Here is a 12329-nt window from a genome sequence, read left to right as displayed (position 1 = left end):
CGGTCATGACAGTTCCGGTCGCGTACTCGCTCACGTGCATGGCGGCTGATGCTAGTCACGCCAGGGCCGTTGGCCAGAGGCCTCGCGTTTGCGTTCATATCGTTCACCGACGATCGCTTTCGGACATACATCGGCGCGGACGGTGACCTCGTGTCTCCGCGCGCGTTGTGCAGGGCGTGTCCTCATCCCTCAACGCACCCTTCGCCCCGGCCGTACCGGTGGTGGCCCCGAAGCCTTTCCTGCTGACGCCCCACCAGGGAGAGGCCGCACGCGCGCTCCTGGTCTACGTGAGCGCGCTGCCGCTGACGACGGCCGACGCGCAGCTCCTCGCGACCGTCGTCGCCATCCGGGCCGCACGGTCCGGTGTCGGCAACCTGACCGGCCAGGATGTGCGCACCCTCCGCCTGGCCGACCCGGAGGGAGCGGTCACCGCCTTCGCGTCCCTCGGCTGGCAGGGGCACGAGGCGCTGCTCGGCGGAGACATGGTGACCCCCGTGGGCGTGACCGTGCCGGACCTCGCGGGCCGGCCGGACGCACGGCTTCCCTTCGGCAAGGTGATGCGTTCACGGGTGTCGGGCTGGACCGTCAGGACCCTGTCGGCCAAGCCGGTCAAGAAGACCTCGACGGCGGCTCGGCTGGCCGCGCTGTTCCTGGCGGCCCACGGACCTGCCGATGAGCACGGCGCGCTGCCCGCCCACCTCCCGGACCACTGCCGGGCCGCCCTGCCGGAGCTGCTCGAGAAGGGCTTCCTGCGGGAGTTCGACGGTGAGAGGTACCTGCTGGCCGACGCGGTGCGTCATCTGGCGGGGATGCGGCCCCTGCCGGATGTCCGGCCCGGCGCGCGTGACGAGCCGGAGGAGGAAGGGCCCAGCTGGCAGGAGTGGAAGGATCGGGCGAGCGTGGCCCTGCGACGCCATGTCGAGACCGTCGAGGGCTGCCCCGAGTGCGCGCTGTCCACGGCCAGGGTGTCGGAGGCGTTCATGCGCAAGGCCCTTCCCGCCCAGTTCGGCGAGAAGGCGCGCACTGCCTACGGTGTCTGGGCTGCCAAGTATCCCGACCAGGGGCCCGCGGCGGCCGAGGCCGCCGCCGCGTTCCGTGCGGCGCACGGCCATGGGCCTTCCGTCAAGCAGCTGTGCAAGGCGCTCGGCTGGGGAAAGATGTCCCGGGAACTGCGGATCCACGTGATCCGCCGGCTGATCGCCGAGGGGTGGCTGACGAACACCGACCCGGTGCCGTGGACCCTGCGCCCGGGCAAGGCCGCGCAGGCGGGGACGGCAGGTGCGGCCGCCCCCGCTGCCGCCCGCGGGCGCTGAGCGCGGACAGCTGCCCGCGAGGCCCTGCCCACCCGTCGGCTGACGTCACTTCCACCGGCGTGCTTTCGCCAACTCGACTTCAGCAGGCGTTCGTTCACAGGGTTCAAAGTGATTGCGATGGGCATGCCAGGCGTAGCCGCGTGCCCCCCCCACAGACACGCGCCCACCGGGAGGACTCAGTGAGAAGCAGCGCCCCGATCCGCAAGGGCATACTCGTCGTCACCAGTGCCGTCGCTCTGGTCGTCGCCACCGCCGGCAGCGCGTTCGCCGCCCCGCCGGCGGCCTTGCCCGCCTCCGCGGACGCCATGGAGCAGGCCTATCAGCCGGCGTTCGACTACGACACGGACGGCTGCTATCCGACGCCGGCGATCGGCCCCGACGGAACCATCGCTCCCGGCCTCAACACCACAGGTGCGGTCAACGGCAGCTGCCGTGACGCCGTTGATCTGGACAACACGAACGGCTACTCCCGTTCCCTGTGCAACAACGGCTGGTGCGCGGTGATGTACGGGCTCTACTTCGAGAAGGACCAGGCGGTGGCCGGCAGCGGTCTCGGCGGGCACCGGCACGACTGGGAGCACGTCGTCGTCTGGATCCAGAACAACGAGGCCCGCTACGTGTCCACCTCCGCCCACGGAGACTTCGACATCTACAACCGCGACCAGATCAGATGGGACGGAACCCATCCCAAGGTCGTGTACCACAAGGACGGAATCGGAACCCACTGCTTCCGCCCCGCCAACTCGAACGACGAACCGCCGGAGAACCACTACCACGACTGGCGGTTCCCCACCCTCGTCGGGTGGAACGGCTACCCCGCCGGCCTGCGGGACAAGCTGGTGCAGGCGAACTTCGGCAGCGCGGTCTTCGGCCTCAAGGACGGGAATTTCGGCGCCCACCTGGAGAAGGCCCGTCCTGCCGGAATCCCCTTCGATCCCTACGCCTGATCTCCCCGGGCCGGGCGACACCACAGCATCGGTCCGCCCGGCCGCACAAGGGACGCCGCGTCTACCATGAGGGGCCGGGAGGCGCGGCTTGAGGAGGTGCAATGATTTCCGAGCCGGAGATGGCAGGGGAGCTCGGCGCGGCCGGTACCCGCGAGGTGATGGACGGTTTCGCCCAAGATGCCGCAGGGGGACCTCGTCACCGAAAGCCATGGCTGTGGGGTCTGGGCGGTATGGCCATGGCGTCGGTCCTCTGGACGGCGGCGCTGTCGGTCCACGGACCGGGCGACCGGCGTCCGGACATGCACGGGTACCGGCTCGACCAGGACCCTTGTCCGTCCCTGCGGTTGAAGTCTCTCGGCGCGGCGATCGCACCGAGGACGGCCGACCGAGATCTCGGAACAGGGCTGCTGCAGCATGCCGCCCTCGACCGGATCCAGTGCTACATTCCTCTTCGTTCCCGGGCAGGGGAGGAGTCGGCCGAGGGCGGCTGGTCCATCGAGTACACCGTCGGCATAGCCGTCGCACTGCACAAGGAGACCGATCCCGGGGTCGAGTTCGAGGCGCAGCGCCGGGTGACGGACCTCGGGTTCGAACCGGAGGCGAAGCTGGAGACCGTACCCGTCCTCGGCGACAAGGCGTATCTGCTGACCAGGGACGAGGGTGACACGGAGCTCCGCGTGCTGGAGGGCGGAGCGGTCCTCTCACTCAGCCTCACCGCGACCACGCTCTACGAGAGCGACGGCCACGGCGACGACGGGGCCGGTGACGAACCGGATGTCCCTGACCCGGCCCCGTACCAGGCTGCCATGATCAGTGACATGCGTGACCTGATGTCGAGCCTGAAGCACTGAGCACGGCGATCGGCCACCGCCGACCGCGGCGGTCGTGCCGGCGGGCCGAGGGTCAGCGGGCGGACAGCTCCGAAGGGGCTTCCTGAACCATCCACCCGTTGCCGTCCGGATCGGTGAAGGACATGAACGAATTCCAGGTGTCCCCCTTGCCCTCCTCCCAGCCCGTCGCGCCCACGTGCCGGATCGGGGAGACGTCCACGCCCCGGCCCGTCAGCTCCTCGCGGGCGGCCTCGATGTCCGTCACGCAGACCTGGAGGCCCTGGAGTGCGCCCGGAGCCATCGCGCGCTCTCCGGGGAACGGCGGCATCCCCTGCAGGAGGGCGATCGAGCACCGCGACCCCGGCGGGGTCATCTGGATGATGCGCACGCCCGGTGCCACCTCGTCGTCCAGGTCCAGTTTGAAGCCCACCTTCTCGGTGTAGAACGCCTTCGCCCGGTCCATGTCGGTGACGGGGACCGGGACCACCTCGAGTGTCCAGTTCATGAAGCCTCCTCAGCAGTGCCGGTTCCAGGCCGGATTCCCTGCCCTCGGAGCGGCCCCGGCGGCAGAGGCCACGGCGCACTCCGAAGGACTTCCACCGTCACCCACGGAGGCGGTGCGGCGCACCCCGAAACGCCAGCCGGCTTCCGAACTTCGACCGTTCACCGCGTCGGTGGGCCGGCCGGCCGGCCCCCGCTGCTCGGAGAACCCCGGCGGTGTCAGCAGGGGAGCCGTCGTCCGGCCCGGCCGTCGACCACCGTGATCACGAGGGACGGGTGTCAGGCGGTGGCCCCTCGCCCACAGGAGGCACCGGTGCGCATGTTGCTGGTGGTATCCGCGATCACCGAGTCGAGTCGGGCCCGGGCATGGACGAGGTCGGTGACGCGCCGTTCGACGAGCTCGCGCTCCTCCGCCAGGCGATCGAGCAGCGCGGGAGTGGCGCGGCCCCCGACCACGGATGGCATGAGCTCGACGATCGTCCTGCTGGACAGCCCGGCGGCGTACAGCTGCTGGATCAGCTGGACCTGGTCCACAGCGCTCTCGGGGTAGTGCCGCTGGCCGCTCGGGCTGCGCTCCGCGTCGAGCAGGTCCTGCTCCTCGTAGTAGCGCAGGGCCCGGACACTGACGCCGGTACGGGCGGCGAGTTCACCGATGCGGATCGTGCCTCCTCCATGGCCTCCGTCGAGCTACTTGACTCTGACGTCAACGTCAGGTTCTAGCGTAACCGACGTGCGCCGGGCCGGGGGACTCTCTCCGGTCCGGTCGCCGGCCCGCACAGGATCGCACCGGTGCGTACGAACGCGTCCGCCACCGGGACAGAGCCTGACCGCATCGCATCCGGAAGAGAGCCAACCATGACCACGTACAGGACGACCGGTCTCACCGGTCCCGCCTCCACCCCGACCGTGTCGGTCGGACCCCTCATACTGCCCGCGCCCCGGCGCGGCGAGGACCTGCACGTACGCGTCTCCGCCCCGGTGACCGGAACCCGTCTGCCGATCGTGCTGTTCGCGCACGGGTTCGGATCGAACCTGGACGGCTACGCACCACTGGTCGACCACTGGGCATCCCACGGCTTCGTGGTGATCCGGGCCACCCACCTCGACTCCCGGCGCCTCGACGTCGTCGCGCGCGACGACCCCCGCAGGCCGCACCTGTGGCGCTACCGCGTCCAGGACATGCGGCGGATCCTCGACGACCTCGACGTCCTGGAGGCGTCCGTGCCCGGACTGGCCGGCCGGGTGGATCACAGCCGTGTCGTCGCGGCAGGGCACTCCTTCGGCGGCCAGACCGCCGGCATCCTCGTCGGCCTGCGTGTGACCGACCCGGTAACCGGAACCACGTGGGACATGTCGGACCACCGCGTCATGGCCGCTGTCCAGCTGGCCACGGCCGGCAAGGGAGGCGACGAGCTGACCCCCTTCGCCCTGGAGCACGCTCCCTGGCTGCGCGGCCAGGACTTCGCCCACGTGACCGCACCCTGCCTCGTCGTCGCCGGGGACGAGGACGAACTCCCGCTCTCCACCCGGGGGCCGTCCTGGACGACCGACCCGTACACCCTCAGCCCCGGCGGCAAGAGCCTGCTGACGGTCCACGGCGGTCAGCACTCCCTCGGGGGCATCTCCGGCTACGAGGCGGCGGAGACCACCGACGAGGACCCCGGCCGCGTCGCTTTCGTCCAGCAGGTCACCCTCGCCTACCTGCGCCATGTCACCGGGACCGACCACTCCGACTGGGAGTCGGCGAAGGCGGTCCTCATGGATGGTTCGCACCCCCTGGGGCGGCTCGAGTCGAAATGAACACCGTGCCGCACCCCGATCGCCCGGGTGCCCTCGTGTTCCGGGCGCTGCGAACCGGTTCGTCAGACGATGCGGGGGACGGTCTCGTTGCGCTTGGTGGACCAGTTGGTGACGATGGGCTTGTCGACGGTGGCCGTGTCGGGGAGCTCGAGCTCGGCGGGGTCGGGGTCGTCCTCCGTGACGGCGATGATGACGTTCTCGAATTCCTTGCCGCCGTCGGTGTTCGTGGTCTTGGGGTTGATTCCGGTGTACGCCACGGCGGAGCCGGTGAGTTCGATGGGGTCCTCGCCGCCCTGCCCGACGGGGGAGGCGACGCCGTCGGCACCGGAACCGAAGGAGACGCTCGGGGTGTTGACGTCCAGGTAGCAGGTGATGCCGGACTTGGCCTTGGCGGTGACGAGGTAGTACCCGCCGGCCTGGGACTCCGCGGTGACCGTGAACTCCAGGTCGTTGGTACCGCAGGACTGCCCGTAACCGCTCTTGTCCCCGCTGCCGCCGGAGCCGCTCTTGTCGCTGGATCCGCTGGAGCCGGATCCACTGGACTTGTCGCCACTCGCCGTGCTGCCGCTGGTGGAAGGGGCGTCGCCGCCTTCACCGGCAGAGGGGGCGGTGGTGGCGGAGGAGGCCGCGGAACTGCTCGTGTCCGTGGTGTCCTCGGGTCCGCAGGCGGTGGCGGTGGCGGCGAGGGCGGCCACCGCCGCGGCGGCGACGGCGAGACGGGCGGAACGCGAGCGCATCTTGATCTCCAGCGGCTGTCGGTTGCGGTACTTCCTGCTGACACCGACGACACTAGAGCCGAGGCGATCTTGAAATGATCGCGTGCATGTCCAGGTTCTGTCTCAGTGGATCGGTTCCATGAAACGGCGTCGAATCCTGTTCCGGGAGATCGGGTGGAGCGACGGTCCAGGAACCGTGACGGCACCGCTGGAGGATGACGTCGACCTGGACGCCGGTGTCGGATCGGCCCGCGCGCTCCCGGGTGCCGTCGCCGGACGACGCGCCGCCCGTCCCGACAGGCGGTGAGGACGACTGCCGTGCACCGGATGCCGTCAGCCCCCGGCCGGTGACTGACGCGTTCGTCGTGCGCCGACCGGACACGGCGCGACGCCCTGACGCGCCGTCGACCGGGTCGTGCGCCGAAGTCCGGCCGGGAGAATCAGGTCGCCGCCTGGGAGCTGTCCCGGAAGCCGCCCCAGCCGTGCCAGCGGTCGATCTCGATCCAGGCGTTCACCCGGCCGCGGTCACGCTCCGCATAGGGCCGGCCGAGGTACTGCTGTGACAGCCGGTCGATGCCGGCCAGGCCCTCGTCGTCGCTGATCTCGACGACACGCCCGATCAGCGTCACATGGGTGTACCAGTCGGAGTCGTCGAGCACCGTCAGGGTGACGCGGGAGTCCCGGCGCACATGGTCGAGGCGCTTGCGGCCCTCGTCCATGTTGACCAGCACCCGGCCGTCGTCCCAGAGGTACCAGGTGGCCGTGGACACCGGCTGCCCGTCCGAACGGAGGGTCGCGATCACAGCCGGGTTGGGCTTGCGCAGCATGGTGACCGCGGCATCGGGAAGGGGCGGCTTCGACATGTTCTCTCCTCTGCTGACCGCTGCCCTCCCTGTGGTGCTGAACCACACGGTGTGGTCCGGAGGGTGCGCCTCCACGCTGCCACACCGCACGGGCGGCACGACGTAGCGCCCGCGCCGCGAACCGCGAGTTCCGCACGGCTCCGAAGTGGAACCTACGTCGGCTACGGCGCCAACTCCAACACCACCTCCCGGTTGCGACGGTACGTCGGTGAGGCCGGCAACCGTCCACTCCTGCTCGACCACACGGAACCCCTGCTGAGGGCCGGCGAGCCCAACCGGGTCCGGATCGTCTCGGACGGTTCGACCGTGCAGTGGTGGAACAACGGGCGCCTGGTGTTCGACCACCGGGATCCTGAGCCGTACACCAGCCGGCACTTCGCGTTCCGGACGGTCACCAGCCACTTCCGGATCAGCGACTTCACGGTCTGGCGCCCGCCCGCACGCGGGTGACGGACCGGAGCCGCCGCCGACCGCGGGGACTGTCAGTGGCGACTGTGATGCTGGAGGCATGGACGAACTGATGAGGCGCCGCGTCTACGGCGCCGACCACGACGACCCCGATCCGGGGCCCCGCCCCGGGCGCGTCTACGTGGAGCTGGTGGCCGGCCCGCTGGACGGGCTCCTCCTGGATGTGACCGGCTGGCCCGGCGAGCGCCTCGCGTCGGGTGCCGCGCTCGGCACGGAGCTCGGAAAGTTCGGGGCGGGAGGAAGCGCCGTGTACGGGCCCGTGGAAGGCGACCCGAAGCGCTGGGCCTGGGAGGCGGACAGCCCGTGAGCCGTCCGCCTCCCGTGGGGCTGTGAGCGCGCCGCCCCCGCCGGGGCCGGCTGTCGTGCGGCGCTGACGGACCGGATCACAGAGGAGCCGGGTCAGTTCACGCAATGGGCGGGGCGGTGCCCGGTGGTGAGGAAGCGGGTCACGGCGCGGTCGCCGCATTCGTTGCCGTTACCCAGATACATCCCGTGCCCGCCCTGGCCGACGGTGACCATCCTGGCTCGGGCACCGAGCGCCGCACGCATCTTGAGCGCGCCGGCGTACGGGGTCGCGGGATCGCGCAGGCTCTGCACCATGAGGATGTCCGACGGCCCCTCGTCGGTGATCCGGGCGGGCTCCTCGGCCGGGGCGTCCTTCCAGAAGGCGCACGGGGTGACGTTGACGGGCATCCCGGCCGTCAACGGATACCGCGCCCGGTCGGCGGCCACCCGTCGCGCGTACCCGGAGCCGGGAGCGGGCCAGCGCACGTCGTTGCAGATGGTCGAGACCATGAGTGACGCGTCCTCGTCGGGGATGACCTGGGCGAGGTCCGGCGGCAGGGACGGGAGGGCCTGCGGGTCCCCGGCCTCCAGGATCAGACGGGCCATCCCCGGGAACGACCGGTCGCTGTAGAGGGCGTTCTGCAGCGCCTGCCTCAGCCCGTTGCCGGTCAGCGGCACGCCGGGCGTCCCCGAGTCGCGTGGAGCGCCGTCCAGCTCCCCGGCCAACGCGAGGAACAGCGGCTCGACGTCCTCGGCCCGCGCGGCCAGCCGCAGTCCCTCCGCCTCGCGCGCGGGGTCCGCCGACCAGGCCGCGAAGTCCGCGAAGCGGTCGGCCGCACCGCGCGACATGTTCTCGAGCCACCCCCGGGCCACCCGCGACGGATCAGGGTCCCCGGTGCTGTCGAGGACCACGCGGTCGACGCTGCCGGGGTGCGTCCGGTCGTACACGGCCGCCACGTAGGCACCGTACGAGGTACCCCAGACCGAGACCTCGCGCTCGCCCAGAGCCTGCCGGAAGAGGTCGATGTCGCGGGCCTCGTTCCTCGTCGTGAACGACCGTAGCACCGCGCCCCCGTTCGCGGCACACGACCCTGCCGTCCGGCGGGACCGCTCGGCGCTCTCCGTGGTCCCGCCGCCCGGCGTGGGCCACGACCGCAGGGTGACCAGGCGGCGATCCGCCGCCGGAATGCCGCAGCGAGCCTTGACACTGCCGCCGACTCCGCGCGGATCGAGACTGACGAGGTCGTAGGCGCCCTTCAGTTCCTCCTGCAACACCGCCCCCTTCTGCGCCAGCCGCTGGACTCCGGACGATCCGGGACCACCCGGGATCACCACGAGGGTTCCGCGCCGGTTCTCCGGCCGGTCGCTGAGCAGCCGCGTGACAGCGACGGGGACGGTGCGTCCGCCGGGCCGGAGGTGGTCGAGGGGGACCGGCAGGATCGCGCACTCCTGACCGGCGGGTCCGGTGGTGCCCGGGGGCAGGGCGCACGGTTGCCAGTCGAGGTGGGGCACGGGCGTGCTCCCCGCGCCGGCCGCGAGGGCGACCGGCGGGGTGGCGGTCATCGCGGCGGCAACGGCGGTGGCACAGAGCGTCGGAATGAGAGTCCTGCGCATCCAGTTCGTCATGGGTCAAGCGTGGTCGGGTCGCGCCCGGGTGCCCATGAGGCAGGCCTGCGTCCCGGCCCGGGGGCCAGCCCCTCGACCGTCCTACGGAGAGCCCCCGGGGCGCATCTCGCAGGCGGTGGGCGGGCGTTCGCGGCCCACGTGGCCGACGTGCTCGATATCATCGGCCCATGAGTGCCGAGCCCTCGCATCCCGTTCCCCTGCGCGCCTCCGACGCCGACCGCGAAGCGGTGGTGGCCGAGTTGCAGGACGCGGCGGCCGACGGCCGCATCGACCTCGACGAACTCGGCACCCGGCTGGAAGTGGCCCTGTCGGCACGGACCCTCGTCGAACTGGCGCCGCTCACAGCCGACTTGGTGTCCGCCGTGCAGCCCGCTCAGCCGCTGCTGCTCAAAGGCGGCATGGCGGGTGCGGTCAAGGGGGGATCCTGGCGCGTGCCCGAGCAGATCCGGGCGTACGGCGGCATGGGCGGTGTGAGGATCGACTTCACGCGGGTCGAGTGCCGGCTGCGCGTGGTCGAGATCGAGGTGGACGGACAGGTCGGTGGTGTCGAGATCGTGGTCCCCGACGGCTGGGCGGTGGAATCGGATCAGGTCGACCCCGCGCTGGCCGGTCTGCGGGACAGGACGACCCCGGAGAAGCTCCCGGGTTCACCCCTGATCCGCCTGACAGGGACCTGCGGGATGGGGGGAGTGACCGTCCGTCATCCCAAGCGCGGCGAACGACGCAAGCTGCTCCGGGAGAGCAGGTGAGCGAGGTCCGCCATGCCCGGGGCCGAGCAACTCACACGTCCCTCCGCATGAGCACGCACATCGTCTCGTAGCGACGGACCGCTCCGTCGGGCCCTTCGGCGTCCCAGGCGTCCGGTGCGCGGCCGTGGGCGACGTAACCCAGTCGCTCGTACAGGGCGCGGGCCCGCGGGTTGTCCTCCTCCACAGCAAGTTCCGCCCTGCCCAGGCCGCGGTCCCTGATCCTCTGTTCGGCCGCCCGGATCAGCAGCGTTCCCAGACCGTGCCCCTGCAGCGCGGGGAGCACGGCGAGCTGCCACAGGGTTCCGGCCCCCTCGGAGACCCGGTAGTCGACTCCGCCGATCGCCACCGGCAGATCCGCGGCGGTGCACACGGCCAGGTAGTCCACCTCTCCGGCCGTGGCGCGCACCAACTCCTGCTCCACATGCCGCAGATGCGTGGCGGAGCCCGACCAGGTACACGCGGGCAGGTCCCGTGCCAGCAGGTCGCGGACGTGGAGGCGGACGGAGACGCCGAAATCGACTGCTTCACGCGAGGGGTTCACGGAAGTGAGCATGTCGATCGACGCGCCGGCTCCGCAACACCTTTCCCCGGGCCCGTCGCACTGTCTGGACCGCCGCGCCCGGCAGCAGGCACAGGCGCATCAGGTCCCGCACCGGACGTGCGGCCACCACTGCCGATCCGATGGCGTCGTCTCTCTGCCGAACACGCCGTTACCGGCGCGCTGTTCCAGGTCTGACGCGAGCATCCGGGGGCACATGCGTTCCAACGGCGAAAGGAGCCACCTCATGTTGGGTATTGCTGCGGCAGTTCTGTTTTTCATCGCTTTTCTGATCAACGCGGCCGAGATAGCGACGAACGACGTCTTCTCTTCGACGAACGTCATGCTGATCGGCCTGATCCTGTTGGCCCTGCACGTGGCCGGTATCGGAAACGGTCGCAGAATCGGCCGACGATGACCCTCGCGTGCCCGGCCGGAACCGCCGCGGAGGCGGCATTCCGGCCGGGCACGCGTGGAGGGGCCTGAAGCATCCGTCCGGCCCCGATCGCTCCATGTTCATCTGCGCGGGCTCCCCACAGAGCGTGAGTCCGCCCCTCCGCACCACCGTCGGCACGCGCCAGCACGATCCGACGAGAACGGCCTCATGCGCATCCGCCCCGCGAGCATCGACGAGCTCGCCCTTCTCGCGGATGTCGCGTGGAACGCGCCCTTCTGAACGCGCTGCCTAGATCCGCCGCTCGACGACCACGCGCCCGGCCCGGAGCTCCGTGAGATCCGACGTCAGGAAGCCGCTCACGGTCTCGACCGATGGCCGAGGGTCTGTATGCGCGGAGACCTGTGACCCGATGTTCCCAGCGTGCGCTCCACGGCCGTGTTGCGTCTCCACGGCTGATGCGTCCCACGAGGCCGATGACTTTCCCGTGCGGACACAGTCTCCACCTCTGTCGTCCTGACGGGGCTCGGCCTGCTCCTGCCCAGGGCGTCGCCCAGAACATCTGTGACAGGAGACATGCCTTGACGACCGATTCGACACCGGTGGCGGAAAACGGCCCTGGCGCCGGCGGAACCTGGTCCCTGATCCGCTCCGAGCGAGCGGCACTGGCGTCCGACCTCTCCCGCCTGTCCGACGCGCAGTGGTCGACCCCCTCACTGTGCAGCGAACTGACGGTGCGAGAGGTGCTGGCGCACCTCACCGCGGCGGCGAGCCTCAACGCGGTGCGATGGATGGCCGGTGTGATCCGATGCCGGTTCGACTTCGACCGGCAGGTGGCCATGCGGCTGGCGGAGCACCTGGGGGCGTCACCGGCCGAGACGCTGCAGCGGTTCCGGAGCATCGTGCCGAGCACGACGAAGCCGCCGCTCCCTGTCGTCGCCATGCTCGGAGAGTCGATCGTGCACGCGGAGGACATCCGGCGCCCGCTGGGGATCCACCGCGACCACCCGATCGAGACGGTCACCCGGGTCGCCGACCACTACCGGAGCTCGGACCTCGTGCTTCCCGCCAAGCGACGCGTCCGTGGGCTCCGGCTCGTCGCGTCCGACGGCCCCTTCACCGCCGGTTCCGGACCACTCGTGTCCGGCACCACCACGGCTCTGGTGATGGCCATGGCCGGTCGTGCCTCGTACCTCGGGGAACTGGAGGGCGAGGGAGTCGGCCTCCTCCGGGAACGCTGTGGGTCGGCATGACGTGCGTCGTCGCAGCCGGGACGTACGGAACGCGAGCACCTTGCAC

The 12329-nt window shown here is 70.8% G+C and carries 15 protein-coding genes and 1 pseudogene; 10 read left to right on the top strand and 6 right to left on the bottom strand.

The genetic code is table 11. The features are described from left to right. Positions 1 to 176 precede the first annotated feature (176 nt). The 3 genes from IA22_RS0109325 (at position 177) to IA22_RS0109315 (ending at position 3111) form a co-directional block, all read left to right on the top strand. Positions 177 to 1313 (top strand): hypothetical protein, encoded by a 1137-nt coding sequence (locus IA22_RS0109325; protein WP_245229560.1) that lies wholly within the window; start codon positions 177 to 179, stop codon positions 1311 to 1313. A 179-nt stretch (positions 1314 to 1492) separates the two neighbouring features. Beyond that, the gene (locus IA22_RS0109320) at positions 1493 to 2260 is read left to right on the top strand and encodes an NPP1 family protein (RefSeq protein WP_014158043.1); all 768 of its coding nucleotides are present in this window, start codon (positions 1493 to 1495) and stop codon (positions 2258 to 2260) included. Between the two features lie 101 nt (positions 2261 to 2361). After that, on the top strand, positions 2362 to 3111 hold the full coding sequence (locus IA22_RS0109315) for a hypothetical protein (RefSeq protein ID WP_014158044.1): 750 nt from the start codon (positions 2362 to 2364) through the stop codon (positions 3109 to 3111). Between the two features lie 52 nt (positions 3112 to 3163). Here the strand turns inward: IA22_RS0109315 and IA22_RS0109310 are convergent, their stop codons facing one another. Then, complete coding sequence (locus tag IA22_RS0109310; RefSeq protein WP_014158045.1) at positions 3164 to 3595, bottom strand: VOC family protein; 432 nt, start codon at positions 3593 to 3595, stop codon at positions 3164 to 3166. 275 nt (positions 3596 to 3870) lie between these two features. Further along, positions 3871 to 4251 (bottom strand): MerR family transcriptional regulator, encoded by a 381-nt coding sequence (locus tag IA22_RS0109305; RefSeq protein ID WP_014158046.1) that lies wholly within the window; start codon positions 4249 to 4251, stop codon positions 3871 to 3873. Positions 4252 to 4446: 195 nt separating this feature from the next. Here IA22_RS0109305 and IA22_RS0109295 point away from each other — a divergent pair, with 195 nt between their 5' ends. After that, the gene (locus IA22_RS0109295; RefSeq protein ID WP_014158047.1) at positions 4447 to 5391 is read left to right on the top strand and encodes an alpha/beta hydrolase family protein; all 945 of its coding nucleotides are present in this window, start codon (positions 4447 to 4449) and stop codon (positions 5389 to 5391) included. Positions 5392 to 5453: 62 nt separating this feature from the next. Here IA22_RS0109295 and IA22_RS0109290 read toward each other — a convergent pair whose 3' ends face one another. Beyond that, positions 5454 to 6128 (bottom strand): DUF4232 domain-containing protein, encoded by a 675-nt coding sequence (locus IA22_RS0109290; RefSeq protein ID WP_030123283.1) that lies wholly within the window; start codon positions 6126 to 6128, stop codon positions 5454 to 5456. A 118-nt stretch (positions 6129 to 6246) separates the two neighbouring features. Between IA22_RS0109290 and IA22_RS36770 the strand changes: the two genes are divergently transcribed. Continuing rightward, on the top strand, positions 6247 to 6414 hold the full coding sequence (locus IA22_RS36770; RefSeq protein WP_157840923.1) for a hypothetical protein: 168 nt from the start codon (positions 6247 to 6249) through the stop codon (positions 6412 to 6414). 133 nt (positions 6415 to 6547) lie between these two features. Here the strand turns inward: IA22_RS36770 and IA22_RS0109280 are convergent, their stop codons facing one another. Beyond that, positions 6548 to 6970, bottom strand: coding sequence for a PPOX class F420-dependent oxidoreductase (locus tag IA22_RS0109280; protein WP_014158049.1), 423 nt, complete (start codon positions 6968 to 6970; stop codon positions 6548 to 6550). A 153-nt stretch (positions 6971 to 7123) separates the two neighbouring features. Here IA22_RS0109280 and IA22_RS0109275 point away from each other — a divergent pair. Both IA22_RS0109275 and IA22_RS0109270 read left to right on the top strand, forming a co-directional pair. Then, a pseudogene (locus IA22_RS0109275) lies at positions 7124 to 7420 on the top strand (DUF6250 domain-containing protein); the annotation flags it as partial. Positions 7421 to 7478: 58 nt separating this feature from the next. Further along, entirely contained in the window at positions 7479 to 7745 is a 267-nt protein-coding gene (locus tag IA22_RS0109270; RefSeq protein ID WP_030123281.1) for a hypothetical protein, read from the top strand. 92 nt (positions 7746 to 7837) lie between these two features. On the opposite strand, the gene IA22_RS0109265 is transcribed toward IA22_RS0109270, so the two are convergent. Beyond that, a complete protein-coding gene (locus IA22_RS0109265; RefSeq protein ID WP_030123280.1) occupies positions 7838 to 9349 on the bottom strand; it encodes an alpha/beta hydrolase in 1512 nt (503 codons plus the stop codon). A 167-nt stretch (positions 9350 to 9516) separates the two neighbouring features. On the opposite strand from IA22_RS0109265, the gene IA22_RS0109260 reads away from it, so the two are divergent. Further along, a complete protein-coding gene (locus tag IA22_RS0109260) occupies positions 9517 to 10098 on the top strand; it encodes a DUF1707 SHOCT-like domain-containing protein (protein ID WP_030123279.1) in 582 nt (193 codons plus the stop codon). A 31-nt stretch (positions 10099 to 10129) separates the two neighbouring features. Here the strand turns inward: IA22_RS0109260 and IA22_RS0109255 are convergent, their stop codons facing one another. Then, positions 10130 to 10651 (bottom strand): GNAT family N-acetyltransferase, encoded by a 522-nt coding sequence (locus tag IA22_RS0109255; RefSeq protein WP_030123278.1) that lies wholly within the window; start codon positions 10649 to 10651, stop codon positions 10130 to 10132. Here IA22_RS0109255 and IA22_RS36765 point away from each other — a divergent pair. Further along, positions 10650 to 11054: a hypothetical protein gene (locus IA22_RS36765; protein ID WP_143685066.1), complete on the top strand. Its 405-nt coding sequence runs from the start codon at positions 10650 to 10652 to the stop codon at positions 11052 to 11054. The genes IA22_RS0109255 and IA22_RS36765 overlap by 2 nt on opposite strands. A gap of 557 nt (positions 11055 to 11611) precedes the next feature. After that, positions 11612 to 12283 carry a maleylpyruvate isomerase family mycothiol-dependent enzyme gene (locus tag IA22_RS0109245; RefSeq protein WP_051694784.1) on the top strand — a complete coding sequence of 224 codons (672 nt, stop codon included), beginning with the start codon at positions 11612 to 11614 and terminating at the stop codon, positions 12281 to 12283. Positions 12284 to 12329 lie beyond the last annotated feature (46 nt).

Origin of the sequence: Kitasatospora papulosa, assembly GCF_000717245.1 — a bacterium.
In the GTDB taxonomy this organism is placed as follows: Bacteria; Actinomycetota; Actinomycetes; order Streptomycetales; family Streptomycetaceae; genus Streptomyces; species Streptomyces papulosus.
The sequence above is the reverse complement of the archived record's forward strand: the minus strand, read 5'-3'. Positions and strand labels throughout refer to the sequence as shown.

Bases quoted from the DNA above. Each gene is read 5' to 3' on its own strand.
- IA22_RS36770 (WP_157840923.1), top strand. From the start codon at position 6,247: ATGAAACGGCGTCGAATCCTGTTCCGGGAGATCGGGTGGAGCGACGGT.
- IA22_RS0109295 (WP_014158047.1), top strand. From the start codon at position 4,447: ATGACCACGTACAGGACGACCGGTCTCACCGGTCCCGCCTCCACCCCG.
- IA22_RS0109270 (WP_030123281.1), top strand. From the start codon at position 7,479: ATGGACGAACTGATGAGGCGCCGCGTCTACGGCGCCGACCACGACGAC.
- IA22_RS0109265 (WP_030123280.1), bottom strand. From the start codon at position 9,349: ATGACGAACTGGATGCGCAGGACTCTCATTCCGACGCTCTGTGCCACC.
- IA22_RS36765 (WP_143685066.1), top strand. From the start codon at position 10,650: ATGTCGATCGACGCGCCGGCTCCGCAACACCTTTCCCCGGGCCCGTCG.
- IA22_RS0109255 (WP_030123278.1), bottom strand. From the start codon at position 10,651: ATGCTCACTTCCGTGAACCCCTCGCGTGAAGCAGTCGATTTCGGCGTC.
- IA22_RS0109260 (WP_030123279.1), top strand. From the start codon at position 9,517: ATGAGTGCCGAGCCCTCGCATCCCGTTCCCCTGCGCGCCTCCGACGCC.
- IA22_RS0109280 (WP_014158049.1), bottom strand. From the start codon at position 6,970: ATGTCGAAGCCGCCCCTTCCCGATGCCGCGGTCACCATGCTGCGCAAG.
- IA22_RS0109315 (WP_014158044.1), top strand. From the start codon at position 2,362: ATGATTTCCGAGCCGGAGATGGCAGGGGAGCTCGGCGCGGCCGGTACC.
- IA22_RS0109310 (WP_014158045.1), bottom strand. From the start codon at position 3,595: ATGAACTGGACACTCGAGGTGGTCCCGGTCCCCGTCACCGACATGGAC.
- IA22_RS0109290 (WP_030123283.1), bottom strand. From the start codon at position 6,128: ATGCGCTCGCGTTCCGCCCGTCTCGCCGTCGCCGCCGCGGCGGTGGCC.